This window comes from Niallia oryzisoli (genome assembly GCF_036670025.1).
GTDB classification, from domain to species: Bacteria; Bacillota; Bacilli; order Bacillales; family Cytobacillaceae; genus Bacillus_BD; species Bacillus_BD oryzisoli.
In genome coordinates, this window is record NZ_CP137640.1 from 1,938,465 (window position 1) to 1,957,328 (window position 18,864).

Annotated in this window: 19 protein-coding genes; 12 read left to right on the plus strand and 7 right to left on the minus strand. The window is 35.4% G+C overall.

The features are described from left to right. Window positions 1-276: 276 nt before the first annotated feature. From miaA to spoVK, 3 genes are all read left to right on the plus strand, one after another. The gene (gene miaA, locus R4Z09_RS09750; RefSeq protein ID WP_338452128.1) at window positions 277-1,239 is read left to right on the plus strand and encodes a tRNA (adenosine(37)-N6)-dimethylallyltransferase MiaA; all 963 of its coding nucleotides are present in this window, start codon (window positions 277-279) and stop codon (window positions 1,237-1,239) included. Window positions 1,240-1,270: 31 nt separating this feature from the next. Beyond that, window positions 1,271-1,510 (plus strand): RNA chaperone Hfq, encoded by a 240-nt coding sequence (gene hfq, locus R4Z09_RS09755; RefSeq protein ID WP_338452129.1) that lies wholly within the window; start codon window positions 1,271-1,273, stop codon window positions 1,508-1,510. A 263-nt stretch (window positions 1,511-1,773) separates the two neighbouring features. Next, window positions 1,774-2,721: a stage V sporulation protein K gene (spoVK, locus tag R4Z09_RS09760; RefSeq protein WP_338452130.1), complete on the plus strand. Its 948-nt coding sequence runs from the start codon at window positions 1,774-1,776 to the stop codon at window positions 2,719-2,721. Between the two features lie 65 nt (window positions 2,722-2,786). On the opposite strand, the gene R4Z09_RS09765 is transcribed toward spoVK, so the two are convergent. The 3 genes from R4Z09_RS09765 to R4Z09_RS09775 are packed head-to-tail and all read right to left on the minus strand — an operon-like array spanning window position 2,787 to window position 5,975. Beyond that, window positions 2,787-3,656, minus strand: coding sequence for an STAS domain-containing protein (locus R4Z09_RS09765; RefSeq protein ID WP_338452131.1), 870 nt, complete (start codon window positions 3,654-3,656; stop codon window positions 2,787-2,789). Window positions 3,657-3,702: 46 nt separating this feature from the next. Beyond that, window positions 3,703-5,574, minus strand: coding sequence for an ATP-binding protein (locus R4Z09_RS09770; RefSeq protein ID WP_338452132.1), 1,872 nt, complete (start codon window positions 5,572-5,574; stop codon window positions 3,703-3,705). Beyond that, window positions 5,571-5,975, minus strand: coding sequence for an ATP-binding protein (locus R4Z09_RS09775; protein WP_338452133.1), 405 nt, complete (start codon window positions 5,973-5,975; stop codon window positions 5,571-5,573). The genes R4Z09_RS09770 and R4Z09_RS09775 overlap by 4 nt, the downstream gene beginning before the upstream one ends. 271 nt (window positions 5,976-6,246) lie before the next feature. Between R4Z09_RS09775 and R4Z09_RS09780 the strand changes: the two genes are divergently transcribed. Beyond that, complete coding sequence (locus tag R4Z09_RS09780; protein WP_338452134.1) at window positions 6,247-7,095, plus strand: 2OG-Fe(II) oxygenase; 849 nt, start codon at window positions 6,247-6,249, stop codon at window positions 7,093-7,095. Between the two features lie 59 nt (window positions 7,096-7,154). On the opposite strand, the gene R4Z09_RS09785 is transcribed toward R4Z09_RS09780, so the two are convergent. After that, on the minus strand, window positions 7,155-7,592 hold the full coding sequence (locus tag R4Z09_RS09785; RefSeq protein WP_338452135.1) for an Rrf2 family transcriptional regulator: 438 nt from the start codon (window positions 7,590-7,592) through the stop codon (window positions 7,155-7,157). 166 nt (window positions 7,593-7,758) lie between these two features. Here R4Z09_RS09785 and hmpA point away from each other — a divergent pair, with 166 nt between their 5' ends. After that, window positions 7,759-8,991, plus strand: coding sequence for an NO-inducible flavohemoprotein (gene hmpA, locus R4Z09_RS09790; RefSeq protein ID WP_338452136.1), 1,233 nt, complete (start codon window positions 7,759-7,761; stop codon window positions 8,989-8,991). A 57-nt stretch (window positions 8,992-9,048) separates the two neighbouring features. On the opposite strand, the gene R4Z09_RS09795 is transcribed toward hmpA, so the two are convergent. Beyond that, the gene (locus R4Z09_RS09795; protein WP_338452137.1) at window positions 9,049-9,747 is read right to left on the minus strand and encodes a Crp/Fnr family transcriptional regulator; all 699 of its coding nucleotides are present in this window, start codon (window positions 9,745-9,747) and stop codon (window positions 9,049-9,051) included. A gap of 230 nt (window positions 9,748-9,977) precedes the next feature. On the opposite strand from R4Z09_RS09795, the gene R4Z09_RS09800 reads away from it, so the two are divergent. The 4 genes from R4Z09_RS09800 to hprK all read left to right on the plus strand — a co-directional run bounded on the left by R4Z09_RS09800 (window position 9,978) and on the right by hprK (window position 12,746). Further along, a complete protein-coding gene (locus R4Z09_RS09800; protein ID WP_338452138.1) occupies window positions 9,978-10,292 on the plus strand; it encodes a thioredoxin family protein in 315 nt (104 codons plus the stop codon). A 224-nt stretch (window positions 10,293-10,516) separates the two neighbouring features. Next, a complete protein-coding gene (locus R4Z09_RS09805) occupies window positions 10,517-10,777 on the plus strand; it encodes a metal-sensitive transcriptional regulator (protein ID WP_338452139.1) in 261 nt (86 codons plus the stop codon). A gap of 125 nt (window positions 10,778-10,902) precedes the next feature. Beyond that, a complete protein-coding gene (locus R4Z09_RS09810; protein ID WP_338452140.1) occupies window positions 10,903-11,694 on the plus strand; it encodes a hypothetical protein in 792 nt (263 codons plus the stop codon). Between the two features lie 116 nt (window positions 11,695-11,810). Further along, window positions 11,811-12,746, plus strand: coding sequence for an HPr(Ser) kinase/phosphatase (gene hprK, locus R4Z09_RS09815; protein ID WP_338452141.1), 936 nt, complete (start codon window positions 11,811-11,813; stop codon window positions 12,744-12,746). Between the two features lie 126 nt (window positions 12,747-12,872). On the opposite strand, the gene R4Z09_RS09820 is transcribed toward hprK, so the two are convergent. Both R4Z09_RS09820 and R4Z09_RS09825 read right to left on the minus strand, forming a co-directional pair. Beyond that, the gene (locus R4Z09_RS09820; RefSeq protein ID WP_338452142.1) at window positions 12,873-13,694 is read right to left on the minus strand and encodes a YitT family protein; all 822 of its coding nucleotides are present in this window, start codon (window positions 13,692-13,694) and stop codon (window positions 12,873-12,875) included. A gap of 205 nt (window positions 13,695-13,899) precedes the next feature. Further along, the gene (locus tag R4Z09_RS09825) at window positions 13,900-15,156 is read right to left on the minus strand and encodes a DUF445 domain-containing protein (protein ID WP_338452143.1); all 1,257 of its coding nucleotides are present in this window, start codon (window positions 15,154-15,156) and stop codon (window positions 13,900-13,902) included. A gap of 542 nt (window positions 15,157-15,698) precedes the next feature. Here R4Z09_RS09825 and R4Z09_RS09830 point away from each other — a divergent pair. From R4Z09_RS09830 to R4Z09_RS09840, 3 genes are all read left to right on the plus strand, one after another. Further along, complete coding sequence (locus R4Z09_RS09830) at window positions 15,699-16,910, plus strand: ABC transporter substrate-binding protein (RefSeq protein WP_338452144.1); 1,212 nt, start codon at window positions 15,699-15,701, stop codon at window positions 16,908-16,910. 94 nt (window positions 16,911-17,004) lie between these two features. Continuing rightward, on the plus strand, window positions 17,005-17,868 hold the full coding sequence (locus R4Z09_RS09835; protein WP_338452145.1) for a branched-chain amino acid ABC transporter permease: 864 nt from the start codon (window positions 17,005-17,007) through the stop codon (window positions 17,866-17,868). Beyond that, window positions 17,869-18,858, plus strand: coding sequence for a branched-chain amino acid ABC transporter permease (locus tag R4Z09_RS09840; protein WP_338452146.1), 990 nt, complete (start codon window positions 17,869-17,871; stop codon window positions 18,856-18,858). It begins immediately after the preceding gene. The last annotated feature ends 6 nt before the right edge of the window (window positions 18,859-18,864 follow it).

Consider the following 18,864-nt stretch of genomic DNA (forward strand, 5'->3'; position numbering starts at 1 on the left):
CATTAGCATGAAAAATGAGACAGTGTGTGAATGTTATATAATTTTAAATGAGCTGTAATCTTTCAAACATGTGGCTGTTACATGAGTGAAATATTATAGTTAAACAAAATTTGATAGAAAGAAACATGAATCCTTGAAATTAAGTTGAATAGTTCTTTATAAAATGGTCATAATGAATAGATGTTTGACTGCTTTACGAACGAAATATGGTATGATAAGGAAGGTAGCCGAATGTTCTGGCTATACCGTATTTTTACTTAAAAGGTAGTGTAGAGATTGACTGCAAAAAGTAAGCTCTTATGTTTAATTGGCCCGACTGCGGTCGGAAAAACTGAGACCAGTATTAAGCTGGCAAAGGCTTTTAATGGGGAAATAATTAGTGGTGATTCCATGCAGGTATACAAGCAAATGGATATTGGAACTGCAAAAATAAAGCCTGAAGAAATGAAAGGAATTCCCCATCATCTAATTGATATTAAGCATCCGACTGACTCTTTTTCAGCAGCAGAATTTCAACAGCTGGTAAGGGGACAAATTGATGAAATCACAAAGAGAGGAAAACTGCCGATTATTGTCGGCGGAACCGGGCTCTATATTCAAGCAGTCTTATTTGATTATCGATTTTCTGTAGCCCCTACAAATGATCAATTTCGCAAGGATTTAGAGATTCGGGCTGAGAAAGAAGGAAATCTCTATCTGCATGATCAGTTAATGAAACTAGATCCCGAAAGTGCAGCAAAAATTCATCCCAATAATGTACGCCGGGTGATTCGGGCATTAGAAATCTATCATTGTACAGGAAAAACAATGAGTGAATGGCAGGAAACACAAGCGCTTGAGCCTTTATATGATGCAGCTGTTATTGGTTTAACAATGGAGCGTGAAAAATTGTACGACCGAATCAATAAACGTGTTGACATGATGATTCAAGAAGGCTTACTAACAGAAGTAGAACAATTATTTCAACAAGGAATACGCAATTGTCAGTCCATTCAAGCAATTGGCTATAAAGAACTTTATGAATATTTTGAAGGTGTTGTATCTCTTAGCGAGGCTGTCGAAAATTTAAAGCAAAATTCACGCCGTTATGCAAAGAGACAGCTGACCTGGTTTCGAAATAAAATGGATGTAAAATGGTTTGATATGTCAAAAGCTACAGAGCCCCATGAGCGGGAAAAAAAAATAACTGAAATTTTCTCTTATATTGAAGGAAAGCTTAAAATTAAATCGAATACATAATAATAGAGACAAAAGAGGAGGAGCTTTATACATGAAGCAATCAGTAAATATTCAGGACCAATTTTTAAATCAACTCCGTAAAGATGGAACGAATTGTACGGTATTTTTATTAAATGGATTTCAAATTAGAGGTCAAATAAAAGGCTTTGATAATTTTACTGTACTCTTTGAATGTGAAGGAAAGCAGCAGCTTGTATACAAGCATGCGATATCCACCTTTGCTCCGCAAAGAAATGTACATATTGATATAGAAGCACCTCAACAAAAATAACAAAAACAAAAAGGCATTCACATTTCGATGTGGATGCCTTTTATGTTCGAAAGGTATAACTATATGTACAAACGCATTTGTTCATGAACAAACAGCAAACTGAATACAAATAGAATAAGTGCCTGTATTCGATAAACTGCTGTTATGTACATCTAATACGTGAGAGAAGATTGCATCGCTTCCTTCTATAAATTATCAATAGGCATTTATCACATAAACAAAATTCCGTGCGTATACTGTTTATAGAATGTGAGGTGAAGAGTTTGGAACAACCGATGCGAATGAAAAACAATGGACAAATTAGTATCGTTTTAAATTCACAGAAGCGTAGTCCTATAACAGGAGATATTAGTGCAGCTTCTGTTGCTCCAAAGTCAATTCCGCCGGAACATACTGCTTTGAAAGAAATTGAAGCAGAGCTTGCTGGATTAGTTGGTATGGAAGTTATGAAAAAGATGATCAAAGAAATTTATGCATGGATTTATATTAATAAAAAAAGAGAAGAGAGCGGCTTGAAAGCTGGAAAACAGGCTCTTCATATGATGTTTAAAGGGAACCCAGGGACAGGAAAAACGACAGTAGCAAGATTAATTGGTAAGTTATTTCAAAAGATGGGCGTGCTTTCAAAGGGGCATCTCATTGAAGCAGAACGGGCAGATTTAGTAGGAGAATATATTGGCCATACCGCACAAAAAACAAGAGACCTGATCAAAAAAGCGCTTGGCGGCATCCTCTTTATTGATGAGGCATATTCTCTTGGAAGAGGCGGTGAAAAGGATTTCGGTAAAGAAGCTATCGATACACTTGTGAAACATATGGAAGACAAACAGCACGAGTTTATTTTAATCTTAGCTGGTTATTCCCGTGAAATGGATTATTTCCTCACGCTTAATCCCGGCCTGCACTCTCGTTTTCCACTTGTTATCGATTTTCCTGACTACAACATCAACCAGCTCATGGAAATTGCCGATCGGATGCTGAAGGAAAAAGAATATACTTTAAGTCATGAAGCTGAAAAAAAGCTTCGTGAGCACTTACTATGGATCAAAACAACACTAAATCCCAGCAGCTTCTCAAATGGCCGCTATATAAGAAATGTCCTTGAAAAATCAATCCGGACGCAGGCCATGAGATTACTAATGCAAAACAGTTTTGATCGTCATGAGTTGATGACAATCAGGAGCAACGACCTTGTTTTGGAACAAGAATAAGGAGAAAAAATAAAGAGAGTATCCAACAAAAATAGGATACTCTCTCTGTTGTTACCCTTATATGATCAATTGGGTATGCTTTGTTTTCGATGAAAAAAAAGCATGTCCTGCAATGCCTGCTGCAGTGTTGATTTCGTTTTAATTTCATTGTCTATTTCGATTCCCAGTTCAATCATTGTATCGGCAATTTCAGGACCAATGCCGACAATAATTGTTGAACAGCCTAAAAATTTGATGCCCTTGACAATTTTAAATAAATGATTAACGACAGCAGTATCAACATATGGTACACCTGAAATATCAATAATCAGCTTATGGGCTTTTAATTCACTAATTCTTATCAACGTTCTTTCACGAATTTTTTTTGCACGATACGTATCCACATTCCCTACAATCGGAAGGATACAGACCTTGTCCGATAATGGAATAATCGGAACGGATAATTCATCGACTGTTTCACGATGACTTTTTAACAAATGATCTTTATAGCTGACATAGCTGGCTGTATAGACTTCAACAAATTGATCGATGATATCATTAACATATCTTTCAATATCGAAACATTCTTTCATATCTAAATCAATATTTGCTTCTATAAAAAATGATTTCACTGCATTCCATATAATTCCTCGTGTTGATTGAAATAGCTCCCATGCTAAATGAATAGGGAAATCAATTTTAGCATGTTTTTCACTGCTTGTCTTTGCAGCAGCCATAACGTATTCTGCATTCGAGTGTAAAATAAAATTAGGAACAGATTTTAAAAGCGGGTTGCCATCTTCTATTAGTGATGTCCATTCGCCTGTTTCTTTTAGTAATGAAGTCAGATATCCTTTGGAACTTTCAATATAGTTTATCCATTCATTTGTATAAAAGGTTAAATTACTATTAATAAATTTACCTAATTCTAATTTAAGATTGACGGCTTGCTCCATAGAATATCCTCCTGAATTGGGAATCGAATGTTGTTGTGCCCATCAATTATTTGCCTGGGAAGAGATGAATATCCTGTAACGCCTGTTGTAAATCAGATTTTGTTTTAACTTCATTGTCAATCTCAATCCCAAGTTCAATCATGGTGTCTGCAATCTCCGGACTGATGCCTGTCAATATCGTGGAACAGCCGAGTAATTTAATCCCTTTGACAATTTTAAATAAATGATTTACAACGGCAGTATCTACATAAGGAACGCCAGAAATATCAATAATTAATTGATGTGCTTTCAATTCATTAACGCGAACAAGAGTTCTCTCTCTGATTTTCTTTGCCCGATATGTGTCAACATTTCCGACGATTGGAAGTATGCAAACCTTTTCAGTAATCGGTATAATTGGAACCGACAATTCATCAACTGTCTCACGATGACTTTTTAATAATTCTTCTTTATAGTTAACATAGTAAGCGGTATAAGAATCAATATATAAATCTACAACATCATTTACATGACGTTCCAGGATAAAAAACTCTTCCGTTTCAAGTTTAATGCCAGACTCCATATAAAAGGTTTTAATTGCACTCCAAATGATTCCTCGGCTTGATTGGAAAAGTTCCCATGCTAAATGGATTGGGAAGTCCGTTTTAGCACTTTTAACACCTCTCATTTTTGCCTGATCCATTATTTCTTCTGTTTTCATCTCAGTCATATTTTCCGCAAGCAATCGAATAAATGGATTACCAAATTCGCCGTAATAATCTAAATCGCCATTTTCCTGTAATAATGAAGCTATATAGCTTTTATTTTCTTGAAGATATTGAACCCATTGATTTGAGTAAAAAGAGACATTTTCATTTAAAAACTGTGATAATTCAAATCTTGAATCTATTGTGGTGAGCATTTTTTGACCTCCTATAAATGTATCAGCGTGCTTGATCGTTTTGGGAAATGTTAGAATAAAAGAGGTTCCATGGCCTTCCTCACTCGTAACACTTATTTTGCCGTTATTGCTTTGAATGGCGTTAAATACTTGCGCTAACCCCATACCTTTTCCATCTTGTTTTAACGTAAAGAAAGGAGTTCCTAATAACCTTAATTTGTCTTTTGGGATTCCGATACCTGAATCAGATATCGTGATTTTAACATTTTGTGCTTCGTCAGTCTGGTCTATGACCAAGGTCCCGCCTTTTGGCATGGCCTCAATAGCATTTTTGATGATATTAAATAGTGCTTTTTTAATTTGATCTTTTCTGCCGACAATCATGGCATTTTCATTTTCAAAATGCTTGATTACATTAATAGAATAGAGTTGATTCTGGAACAATAGCAGAATAGACTCTATCTCAGCAATGACATTGAAGTTAGTCTGTTTCTCCTGGATAAATTCTGGTTTTGAGACACTCATTAAATCATTTAGAATGTGAATGGCACGTTCTAATTCACTCTGGGCAATTTGTGAATATTCTTCCTTATAGTTTTGGTCCATTAACTGCAAAAAGCCTTTAACTGCAGTTAACGGGTTACGGACTTCATGTGCGATTCCGGCTGCCATTTCTCCAACAGATGATAGCAGATGATTATTCCAGTTGTTATGCTCATATGAGTTTTGCAGGTTTTGGAAATTTAATAGATAGATGTAAATACTATTTAATAGATCGTCTTTATAGGAACGATGAAATAAAAAAAAGTATGGCTGTGAATCGATGGTTACAATGAACTCGTTCGCTTTTCCCATGAAGCATTCATGCAATTTTGTCTTAATTTCAGTATTTTTAACTTGGTGAAAAAGATAAGTTGAATCATTATCTTCGGAAAATAATAGTTTTTTAGCTTCATTATTAGCCCGTTGAATGATACCCTCAGGACTAAGCTCAATCAAACCATATTGTAATTCATTTGTCGTTGGTGATTTAATCATTTATACTTAGCCTTCCCTTCGTTAAACCATTTGACGGCTCTAACCTTTGTGCCTAGATGAATAGTAGTTGTAATTTCAAATTCATCCATTAGACGCTTCACTCCTGATAATCCCAGTCCTAAACCAGTTTTGGAAGGGACTAAATTATTTAATACTTGATCAAGATTTGGGATGCCGGGACCTTGGTCAACAGCAATGATTTCGATTCCATAGGAGGGTATTGGTTTAATAAAAAGCTCTCCTTTACCTGCATAAAAGACAATATTTCGAGTAAGTTCCATGATGGATACGACCAATTTAGTTTGCTGGCTTTTGGTTAAACCATATTCTTCAGAAACTCTTTTTCCTATTGTACTAGCCATGTACACATCATCTTCTCGTTCAATAACAATTCTGTACAAGTTTTCCAATATCCTCCTTAAAGATTTCTGTAATTGTGAAATATGAATATATTAGAAATATTTTAACATATTTTTCAAAAGACATGATATTTTTTTATTATATATAGTGAAATTCTTTTTATAAATAAAAAATATTTAATCATTCATTTTTTTATTATAGAATGTGTTTTAAAATAGTTATTGATATATAATCTTTATTATAAATGAAAGGGTTTACAAATAACGATTCATGAAATAAATATTGAAGATTATCTAATTTTTGAAGGGGAAGATGATCGTGGAAAAAATCAGCATCATCTCAAATGAATTAAAGGAATGGATGCAAAATACGTTAAACAGTGGTGTAGCTCCCGAACTAGTTGTTGACGCTATGATTAAAAAAGGCTTTGACCCCAGATTTTCTTACACGACAATTTTTCGTATGATCCGAAATCATTCCGTTCAAACAACTGACAATTGTCCTTATGTTTATGAGCTGCCGCCGATCGCACGAAAAGGAAGTCTTATTCATACAAGTGATCACGTTCCTATTAAAGTTATAATGAGCATCGAAAAACCTTTCATCTTATTGTTGGATAATCTATTAAGCGAACAAGAATGTGATGAGCTAATCGCTCTTTCAAAAGATCGTTTAAGACGGTCAAAAGTAATTGATTCAGAAACAGGGAAGGAAAAAACAGTCCCAGGAAGAACGAGTGAGGGAACGGAATTTATGGTTTTGGAAAACAGGCTTATAGCGAGAATCGAGAAGCGCATTGCCGAGCTAATCGATTACCCGGTTGAATATAGTGAGAGTCTTCAAGTTCTCCATTACAATCATGGAGAAGAATATAAACCACATTTTGACTTCTTTCAGGAGAATAAGGTGGATGCTTCCAAAGGCGGGCAGCGTATTGCCACACTATTAATTTATTTAAACGATGTCGAAGCGGGCGGGGAGACTGTTTTTCCGAAATTAGGTCTTTCGGTGTCGCCGAAAAAAGGCGCCGCTATTTATTTCCACTATGGGAATAGCAAAGGACAGACAGATCGTTTATCGTTACACAGCAGTACACCTGTTGTAATGGGTGATAAATGGGTTGCAACGAAGTGGATAAGACAAAAGAAAATCTATGAATAAGGCAGTCAGGAATAAAAAACCATTAGTCAATGACAAATGGTTTTTTACTTGATCTTTAATCATTTAGAATCTAGTAATTGATAAAGATCATCTTTATTTTGAATTAAATCCTCTAATGTATATTCCTTTAATACATTGACGAAGGCAAGTAGTGCTTCATTAAGAATATGCTTTAATTTACATGAGGGGGTAATGACACAATACTTGTTTGCCTTATTGAAACAATCAACAATATGAAAGTCTTCTTCTGTCTTTGAAACTACTTCTCCAATATTTATTTCTTCAGGATCTTTTGCCAGTCTAATGCCCCCATGGCGGCCGCGAATCGTTTCAATATATCCAAGTTTCCCCAGTTCATGGGTAATTTTCATTAGATGATTTTTAGAAATTTGATAGGTTTCAGCTACTTCTTTAATCGTGCATAGTTCCAAATCTTTTTTTAAAGCTAGATAAATTAATACACGTAGTGAATAATCCGTATAGTTTGTTAACCTCATCTTGTAACTCCCCTTGATTTGAGTTCATTTCATTATAGCATCAAAGCAGAATAAATGTAATTGTGACAACATTATGAAAGATGTATTTAATATATATCTTTATTTCTACTGTTGTTATATTATTAAAGATGTAAATTAAATATATCTTTAAAAGGTGGATGGAATCATGTTAAGTCAAAAAACAATCGATATTGTAAAAAGCACTGTACCGGTACTAGAAAAATACGGTAAGGACATTACAACAAGATTTTATCAAAGAATGTTTACAAATAACCCTGAGCTATTGAATATTTTTAACCATGCGAACCAAAAACAAGGACGTCAGCAAACAGCGTTGGCAAATGCTGTATATGCGGCTGCAGCTAATATCGATAATTTAGGTGCGATTATTCCGGTTGTAAAACAAATCGGGATGAAACATCGAGCACTTGGGATTAAACCAGAGCATTACCCAATAGTAGGAGAGAATTTATTAGGGGCTATTAAGGAAGTTTTGGGTGATGCGGCTACAGATGACATCATTAAAGCTTGGGCAGAAGCCTATGGGGTTATTGCCGATGCATTTATTGGCATTGAAGCAGACATGTATAAAGAAGCAAAAGAACAGCCAGGCGGATGGGATGGATTTAGAAATTTCATGGTTGATAAAAAAGTGAAGGAAAGCGACGTTATTACTTCATTTTATTTGAAGCCTGAAGATGGTAAAGCCATCGCCTCTTATAAAGCAGGTCAGTACATTACAATAAAGGTTCTTCCTGAAGGAGAAAAATATACAAGCCTTAGACACTATAGTTTGTCGGATGCTCCTGGAAATGATTTCTATCGTATTAGTGTTAAAAGAGAAAATGGGATTGGAGAATGGCCTGATGGAGTAGTATCTAATTTTCTCCATAAATCAGTTCAAGAAGGAGATATTGTACAAATCAGTGCTCCAGCAGGAGAGTTTGTTCTTGAAGAAAAGGAAATCCCAGCTGTCTTAATCAGCGGCGGTGTTGGTCTTACACCAATGGTCAGCATGTTTAAAACGATTGTAAAAGAGCAGCCAGAAAGAAAAGTAACATTTATTCATGGTGCGTTGAACAGTCAAGTACACGCTTTAAAAGATGAAGTAGAAAAGATAGTAAATGAACATGAAAATGCTGAAAGCTTTGTTGCTTATTCTGCACCAACTGAACAAGACCTTGCTGAAAAGAATTTCGATAAACAAGGTTTTATTGATTTGAACTGGCTGCAATCTATTTTAGCAGATAATCAAGCAGACTTTTATTTCTGTGGACCAGTGCCATTTATGAAGATCATGTACCGCACTCTTAAAGATTGGGGAGTTTCAGAAGAAAACATTCATTTTGAATTCTTTGGCCCTGCAGGAACATTAGAAGAGGAAGCTGTCACTGCATAATAAAAAAAGAGAGGGCTGCCCTAATGGGGACAGCCCTCCTGTATTATTGTCTGATGCTTACTCAATATTACAATAAACAGCCGGACAATTTTCACAGTCTATTTCTTTTTTTAAGTATTCAAGGTTATGAACGGTGATTTTTCCTCTTGTTAAGGAGATGATACCTTCTCGTTTTAATTCATTCAAGATTCGATTTGTGCTTTCTCGAGAAGTTCCACAAAAGTCTCCCAGCTTTTGATTTGTTAGCGGAAGATCAATCAGAATTCCATCCATTTGTTGGATACCGTAGCTGTTTGTCATCCGAATAAGTGTTGAAAACAAGGCCCCTTTTTTACCATTCAGTACAAGGTCACGAAACTTCGTTTGCGTTTTTCGGAAATGATCGCTCATCCATTTCATAAATTCATAGGCAAGGGCACTGTTTTGGAAAATTTGCTTTTCTATCACATCTTTTTTGATGACGGAAACTTCTCCCTCTTCCAAAGCGATTGCACTTAGAAGGTATTTAGGTGCATCAGTAAATAAAGTTAATTCCCCGCAAATATCATTCATTCCACATATTCTTAAAACTAATTCTCTGCCGTCAGAGGTTATTTTACTAATTTGCACTTTTCCGGATGTTATTAAGTAAAGTTCTTCAGCAGCTTGTCCCTCTTGGAATAAAAACTGGTCTTTTGCTACTTTTATCGTTCGATCAGCAATGTTAAGCAATTCTTTGATCTCAATCGAATGGGTTGGTTTTATTGTAGTCGGCATAGATCATCCCCGCTTTCAATACTAGAACAATAGTTTTATTATATCATAGGCTAAAATTTTTGATTTCCTAAAATTGATGGAAACTATGCGGTCATTTATGCTCAGCTGTTCGTCATTTTTTTCTTTTATACATAGTTGTGTTACACTTTTCAAAGGATAACATTTTTCTGATGGGTAATGGAAGATGGCTAAAAAGACTTATAGTAAAATAACACTGGAGGATATGACTAATGAAGCAAATCGTAACAGAGCAGGAATATCAAGAAAAAATTAATCAAGATGAATTAACGGTTGGAATTTTCACGACCACTTGGTGCCCTGATTGTAAACGACTAGGAATGTTCATTGATGAAATTATTGAGGAAAATCAAGATAAACAATGGTTTACTATCGATCGTGATGAGTTCCCAGAAATTTCAGAGGAACAACAAGTAATGGGGATTCCGTCATTATTAGTTTTTAAAAACGGTGAAAAGCTTGCGCATTTACATAGTGCAAACGCTAAAACACCGGAGCAGGTAAGAGAATTCTTAAAGACATTATAAAAAATGCCCTTCATGAATGGGGTTATGATGAACAAAGGATGCTATTAAAGGTATCCTTTTGTTTGTATATTGGAAAAAATTTGACATCATACCCTGTGAGGTATAATATTATAATTACTTAAGCGAAATTAAAATACTAAGATAGAGAATTGCAAATTGGTCAGGTTTCACAAATTCCTCTACGAAATATTGGCTTGTCCATGTTAAAGAAAGGTGGATGAATAATGGAATACGATAAAAGTGTTAAGAACCGTTTAAGACGTATTGAAGGTCAGATAAAAGGTGTACTTGGCATGATGGAGCAGGGGAAGGATTGCAGAGATATAGTTACCCAGCTTTCTGCTGCACGGAATGCTCTAGACCGTACGATGGGTGTAATCGTAAGTACTAATTTGGAGCACTGTGTCCGTGTCAATATTGAAAATGGTGAAGGTACGGAACACTTAGTCAAAGAAGCGGTTGAATTGTTAATAAAAAGCCGTTAAATAAAAATTCATCACGATCGAGTGATGAATTTTTTTAATTAACTCGAAAGAAATAGGGGGTTGTCCCTAACACTTCTTTGCCTTTTGAATATCATAATAATAAAAGGCAGGTGAGGAAAGTGTATATGATTGGTTTCTATTCTCCAAAAGCAAAATCAGGTGTAACTGAATTATCATTATCCATTTATAAGTGGTTAAAGGAACACACAAATTTAAAAGTTGCCTTTATTTCTTATGGTTCATTGGAAAAAGAAGAAATCTCGGATGAGCTCATTCATGGCTTTTCCAACTTAACGCTTACACAGCAAAAACAAAAAATCAAAAAAATGAAAAAAGAATTTAATATTATTATTTATGATGCTTCAAGCCAGCTGTCCGAAGGCGTATTAAATCTGCTGCCAATTGTGGACAGGTTGTTTGTGGTAGGGGAAGAACATAAAGATTTTGCGATCAAGCTACATCAGATTATTGAGTTTAACAAAATATTTGATAAAAGAGTGAAGAATTTAATCACCCATCTTCAGGGTAGTAAAACCTTTATCCTGAGTGAAAATAAGGAAAATCGCGTAATTGGTTTTAACTATACAAAAAAAGATTCGAATGATATTGGGCAAATGATTTATACAGATTATGTAACTCATTATGTTAAGGTCAAATTAATTGAAAAAAATGAGAAAATTTTAAGAAAAATTAAACTGATTCCCCAAGAAGTGCTGCATAAAGGTTTATATGACCTAGGAATTGATTATGAAAAAGCATTACTTTTCCACAAATTTGTTGTACTAAGAGCCGCATTAGGACAACCCTACAATGAAGCGGTTGAAACATTGTTTCCGTTCTTAATAAACTCCTCTTTTAACGAACTTTTAGATAAATTTCAAAATGAGTTGTATGCGATTGCAAAACTGAAAATTTAACATTGCTCAAAAAGTGATCGATTTTTTTAACATAATGGAATATTTTTGGTACTGAAGACATTGAATAAGAAACCAAAAATACCATAAAGTAAGGAAAAAGATAGTAGGAGCTTTATATGGGTACAATTACGATACAACAATTAGCAGAAAAGCTGAAACTAGAAATAGTGGCAGGAAATGAAGGGCTTGGACGCATCATTGATAATGATGATATTCATCGGCCTGGTTTAGAGTTAACAGGATATTTCCGGTTTTTTCCGAATGAAAGAATTCAATTGCTAGGCAGACAGGAAATTACTTATTTACATTCACTGACAAAGGAACAACGCGATGAAAGAATCGGCAATGTGATTAAAAAACATCCCCCGTGCATCATCATTACCCATAATCAGGAAGGTCTAAATTATTTGATTAAGCATTGTAACGAAGAAGGAGTAACTCTTCTACGCGCAAAAGAAAAAACAACGAGAGTAATCAGTACGTTAAATAATTATCTCGAAAAGGAATTAGCAAAAAGTATTGGGATTCATGCAGTCTGTATGAACGTGTTTGGAGTTGGCTTATTGATCAGAGGAGAAAGCGGAATTGGGAAAAGCGAGTCAGCGCTGTCATTAATCGAAAAGGGACATCGCCTCATTTCGGATGATTTAGTCATTTTGAAAAAAATTGACTCGGAAACAATTATTGGAACACATAATCAGACGAATCGTGACTTTTTATCCTTACGGGGAATCGGGATGATTAACGTGCCGCGGCTATACGGGTCAGGTGCCTTTCAAGATGAGACGACAATAAAATTAGATATTGTCCTATCTGCGTGGGATGAAAAGAAATATTATGATGCTATCGTACAAGAAAAAGCTATGGTTGAATATCTAGACGTACCAATCCCTCACATTGAAATACCTATACGGCCGGGACGAGACATCGCCGCCCTTATCGAAGTAGCAGCAAAAAACTGGCGCCTGCAGCAGCAAGGCTACACGGCCATTAATGAATTTTCCGAGCGCATCCATAAAATGCAGGGGGACGGTTCTTTTGCTTCCGTTTAGACTGATTCTGCAGCTAAGCGTTGAATTTCAAATGCTTATTATAGTTATATGGATAAGAACGCTCAAGAGAAAGGCGCCTAAAATCTCAGCAATAACCGACATTTAAGGCGCCCTTTACATTATGTATTAATCTCTTCTAAACCTTCCTATTACTTCAAGTGTCTGTGTAATATTTACAAATGCATTAGCATCGATTTCTTTTATTTTATGTTTAGTTTCATTTAATTCATATTTTGTAATCACAGTCGTTAATATTTTTCTTGGCCTATGTGTATAGGCCCCTTCCGCTTCCGATACGGTAATACCCCGTGGATGGAGCTTCAATAATTCTTCACACAATCGTTCCGCCTGGTCGGTTACGATTGTCAAAGTCAGTTTATGTTGATTTGTATAAACCATGTCAACAGCACGGCCTGCTACATAAATAGCGATGATTGTATATAATGTAATGTCCCAGCCAAAAACAAAGCCGGAACTGAATACGACAAGTATGTTTAGGCAAATATTTAAAAATCCAACCTGCATATTGGTCCTTTTAGCCACGGTTAAGCTGATAATATCAGTTCCACCAGTCGAACTGCCAAGTCGGATAATAATTCCCACTGCTAATCCATATATTGCACCTCCAATCACGGAAGATAAGAAGATATCCTCGCTTATGGGAATAATTGGTATGTATTGCATGGCTAAAGATAAAACAGTCACGGTATAGATGGTAAGCAGGACAAATTTCCTTCCTAAATAAATGAGCCCTAAGATGAAGATAGGAATATTGATTGTAAATAAAATAATTCCTGAATTAATCTTCAAAAAATGGTGAATCAGTGCAGCTAATCCGGCAACACCGCCAGATAATAATTTATGCGGCAAAAGAAAAACGTTAAATGCAAATGCAAAAAGGCAGGCACATATTCCTAAACTAATCACTCGAATAACGGTCCGAGACATCTTAAACACTCCAATTCCATTCAATATGATAATTGACTTTTCTGTTAAAAGAACCTTATGGAACCTCAATCATTTTTTCATAAAAAAGAGACGAGAATTCTCGTCTTTTTTAGTAAATCCTTCTATTATAAGTTGTTCATTTTTTCAGTAAATATGCTGTTTTCACGCAAACCTTCATTTTATCATCAGGATTCTTCTTTATGTTTTACAACAGCCGTAAAAGAGCGTGGATTCCAGTGAGGAACAAGCCAATGATAAATCCGCATACTGCCCCGTTGACACGAATCCATTGTAAATCCTTTCCTAAATTATTTTCCACCATATCAATTAATTCTTTATTTGTCAGCTTATCTAAATTTTCCTGAACTAAATCACCAATCTGTGAATGATTCTTTTCAACAAACAAAGCAATTTGATCTTGGATCCAATGATCAATCTGCGTCTGATTCTCCTTTATATAATCGAACATTTGCTCAATTATTGGAATGAGATAAGAATCAATAAAAGCTTCATCATTGACAAACTCTATTGTCTTTTTCTTCATATTCAAAAGAATTTCCGTTATTTTTTGATCGGGCTGCCAGTTTTCCAATGCATTTATACGCCATGCATCAATCATATCAATTAATTTCTTGTTTTCATCTATCCCTTGAATTTCATGCTGAATATACTCAATTAGGGCTTGACGATTTGGGTCCGTCTCATGCTTTAAACTGTTAATGCCGCTTAATAAAACATTTTTAATGATGCTGCCTAGTTTTTCTTCATTTAGGATACTTTGAAGGGATTTTACAGCAAACTGAAGAAAACCTTCTACTTCAATGTTATTTAAAACATTCATCGAAATGGATCCTAATTTATGTTTAGTTTGCGGCTGGTTTAACCAAATCTCTGCCTTTTGCAAAACATAATCCAAAGCTTTCTTATCAAATTGTTCATTCAGTAACTGCGAACTAATATAGTGAAGAACTTTTCTTACTTCTATAGCTGAAAGGGAAGAAATAAGCTGTTTTTTAACAACTGGTGCTAATTTTTCAACATCAATATATTCGATTGCTCGTTTGATCATTTTAATTATGGCTTTCTGGGTCACGTTCGTTTGCAGCTGTTTGGATAATAGTGGCATTAGCTTTTCAGTAAAGGGAATCGCTTGTACTTTTTCTTGAATACTCTCCTTTGAAAGCCAATCCCGTTTAATCGTTTTGACTAAGGCATTGGTAATTCGGTCGCGGTTATTTGGCAAGAGTGCTGTATGTGGAATGGGTATGCCCAGTGGATGGCGAAATAGAGCCGTAACGGCAAACCAATCGGCTAATCCGCCAACAAGACCGGCCTCAAAGCCCCCTTGTAATAAATCAACCCAAAATCTCCCTTGAAATGGAATGGTTGCGATAAAACCAATCCCCATAATAATAAGTGAATACAATGCAATCTGTTTTGATTCCTTCTTTTTTTTGCTCATATTATTTCCTCTTTATTTATTAATATATATTTACTATACCCAAACTGGAATAAATATCAAAGTGTAAATTACATACACCTATTTAATGCAATAAATGGTATATCAAAAAAAGACATGATTACGACAAATAAAAATCTTTTTTATGGATTATGCTTTTAATTCAAGATTATTTCTTTAGTTAAAAATCTATCTCTTATGGTAATAAAACAAATTGTAGATTATTAAACGTAATTTAGTCATGCTAGCATTGAATCTTTTTATTGGTTATTTATAAGTTATCATGGAAAAAGAGGATAAACATAAGGTAAAGTATTGTCATCGTTCGGCTTACTGTTAAATGTTGGTGAAAAGCAAGAAATTTATAATAGGATTATATACCTATTCTAAAATAGTTTTTATAAAATTTTAAATTTTTAGTCTATTCTAAAAATTTAATTGCAAATCGACAGATTTTTAAATTATAATCAGCTTGTAAATATTTTAGAAAAAGAAAGGAGATAATGACTGTTTTTGTAATCGTTATCAAATTATAGGGGGTCCATATGAAAAAGATGAAAAAGAGTGTACTTCTGATGTTAATAGCTTTCATGCTGTTGCTTTCTGCCTGTAGTGGGGGGGCGATTAGCACAACCTCATCAAAGGGGGATAAAGGAGAAGCATCTGACACGATAAAAATTGGTGCGTTGCTGCCTTCAACGGGTGTTTATGCATCATTAGGTGAAAATCTATTAAATGGTATGAATCTATATTTTGAAGAAAATAACTGGGAAGTAGCAGGAAAGAAAATAGAGATTATTCATGAAGACGATGAGGCAGATCCACAAGTTGCTCTAAGAAAGCTCAGAAAGCTTATGGATCAAGATAATATCGATATTCTAACAGGACCAGTCAGCACAGCAGTTGCTTACGCTATCCGTGATGAAGTGGACAATAAAAAACTTCCATTCCTTGTTTCACATGCAGGTGGTAATGATTTAGTTCGCTCAAAGCGCAGCGATTATATTTGGAGATCTTCTTTCAGTTCATGGCAGATTGGCTATTCTATGGGTGAATGGGCATATCAAAATGTTGGAAAGAAAATTTACCTAACAGCTGCTGACTATGCATTTGGACATGAAGTGGCAGAAGCTTTTAAAGAATCTTATACAAAAGCCGGCGGAACGATTGTTGATGAAGTATATCCTCCGCTTGGAAATAATGACTTTTCTTCTTACCTGGCTAAAATGAATCGTGATGATATTGATGGTATTTATGCATTCTATGCAGGCAGTGACGCAGTTCGTTTTGTTCAACAGTATGAAGAATATGGTTTAAAAGGGAAAATTCCTCTAGTTGGATCAGGCTGGCTAAATGCTGAAGATGTACGTCCGCAGCAAAAATTAGCAGCTGAAGGCATCAAGTCAACATTGTTTTGGGATTATCATTTAGATACTGAAAAAAATAAATCATTTGTTGCTGCATATGAGAAAGCATATGACCAGAGACCAAGTATTGAATCATTAGAAGGTTATGATGCAGCAGCGGTAATTGCTAAGGCAATTGAAAGTTTGGACGGAGATGTATCCGATTCCAAGAAAGTTGTTGATGCAATTGCTGCAGTTGAACTTGATAGTCCAAGAGGACCAATTAAGTTTGACCAAGAATCACATAATATTATCCAAAATATCTACATCATGGAAACAGAAGTTGTCGATGGTGCAACTGAAAATAAAGTAATTGACACAATCAAAGAAGTGGCAGATCCAGGAAAATAATAGAGTTACCAGAATAAAAAATAGTTTAAATAGAAAGAGGCCGAAATTCTAGCCTCTTTCTATTTAAATGATGAAATTTTCTAAGGAGGTACTAATGGGTACTTTATTACTGCAATTGATGAATTCGTTAAGCTATGGATTTCTTCTTTTTATCATTACATGTGGGATTTCCATTGTATTTGGTATCCTTGGTGTGTTAAATCTTGCCCACGGGTCTGTGTACCTTCTTGGTTCGTATGTAGCCTATTCATTAATCATGAAAGCAGGCTTACCATTTTGGGTAGCGTTAATCGTCGTACCGCTGCTAATTGCTATCATTGGATATCTTACTGAGATTGTCATCCTCCGTCCTACTTATAAACTGGGACATCTCTCACAAGTACTACTAACCTTTGGATTAGCTTATGTTTTTCACGACATATTCACCATTGTGTGGGGAAAAAACGTATTATCTGTAAACCCTCCTGAAGTATTCAGCAGTTCTGTCGAATTCCTAGGATATGCTATTCCAGCGTATAGGCTGGCATTAATCGTTATTGGTGGAGCTATTGTTATTTTACTTTGGTATATACAAGAAAAAACAAAATGGGGAGCCGTTGTTCGTGCGGGTCTTTCTGATAAAGAAATGGCTGGCGCACTGGGGGTCAATATTCATCTTGTTTTTACAGCGGTGTTTGTGTTTGGAAGTCTATTAGCAGGGCTTGGCGGTGTACTTGGTGCACCTGTTTTGGGGACATACCCAGGAATGGAATTCTCTATCCTTATTCTATCACTGGTTGTTCTTGTTGTTGGCGGCCTTGGATCTGTTACAGGAACGTTTTTGGCAAGCCTATTGGTTGGATTTGTTGAAACCTTCTCAAGATACCTTGTACCAGAACTAAGTTTAATTATTACCTTTGCTTTGATGGCTATTGTATTAGTGGTTCGCCCTCAAGGATTAGTTGGGAGGAAAGCATAGATGAGAATAAAACAACTTTATGGATGGGGATTATTCTTACTTATGGCGTTTGTTCCGTTTGTATTATCACTCTATTACGTTAATATTTTAACGGAAATTTTTATTCTCGCTGTTTTTGCCGTCAGCCTAAATTTATTGGTAGGGCAGACAGGACTTGTTTCATTAGGTCATGCCGCTTTCTTTGGAGCAGGTGCCTATGCAACTGGAATCGTTGCGGCAAATGTTAATGCAAATGTATTTCTAACAATCTTTGTTGGTATGCTGGTTGCGGCGGTCTTGGCATTATTGATCGGCTTTCTATCAATCAAGGCACATGGATTTTACTTTTTGATGCTGACACTTGCCTGCTCACAGATATTCTACTCGATTATTTATCAGTGGACAGATGTAACAGGCGGATCGAATGGGTTATCTGGTATTTCTACACCAGTGCTGTTTGGAAGTTTTGAATTATCCAATCCAGTGTTCATCTATTACTTTATTTTAGTCGTTTTCGGAATTCTATTAGTGTTTATTAATAGACTTCTTCATTCTCCATTAGGGTATGTGTTTATTGGAATTAGAGAAAATGAACAAAGAATGAAATCAAACGGCTACAATACAGTATTTTATAAAAACCTCAGCTTTCTAATTGCAGGTACTTTAGGTGGTTTAGCAGGCAGTTTATATGTTATTTTTAACGGTTTTATTTCGCCGACAGATGTGTATTGGACAATGTCTGGTTCAGTATTGATTATGGTATTAATCGGCGGGGCAGGAACATTATGGGGACCTGTGATTGGAGCGGCCTTTATCGTTTTAATGGAGACCATTATCAGCTCCTATACAGAAAATTGGATGATGATTATTGGACTTATTTTTATTCTGTTTACAATCTTTGCACCTAAAGGGATTGTCGGTATTTTAGGAAATATTAAAGCGCTGTTTACGAAAAAAGATACAAAAGCAATCTTACAGCCTATCAAGCAGCAAACTAAAATGGATGGATAGGATTGG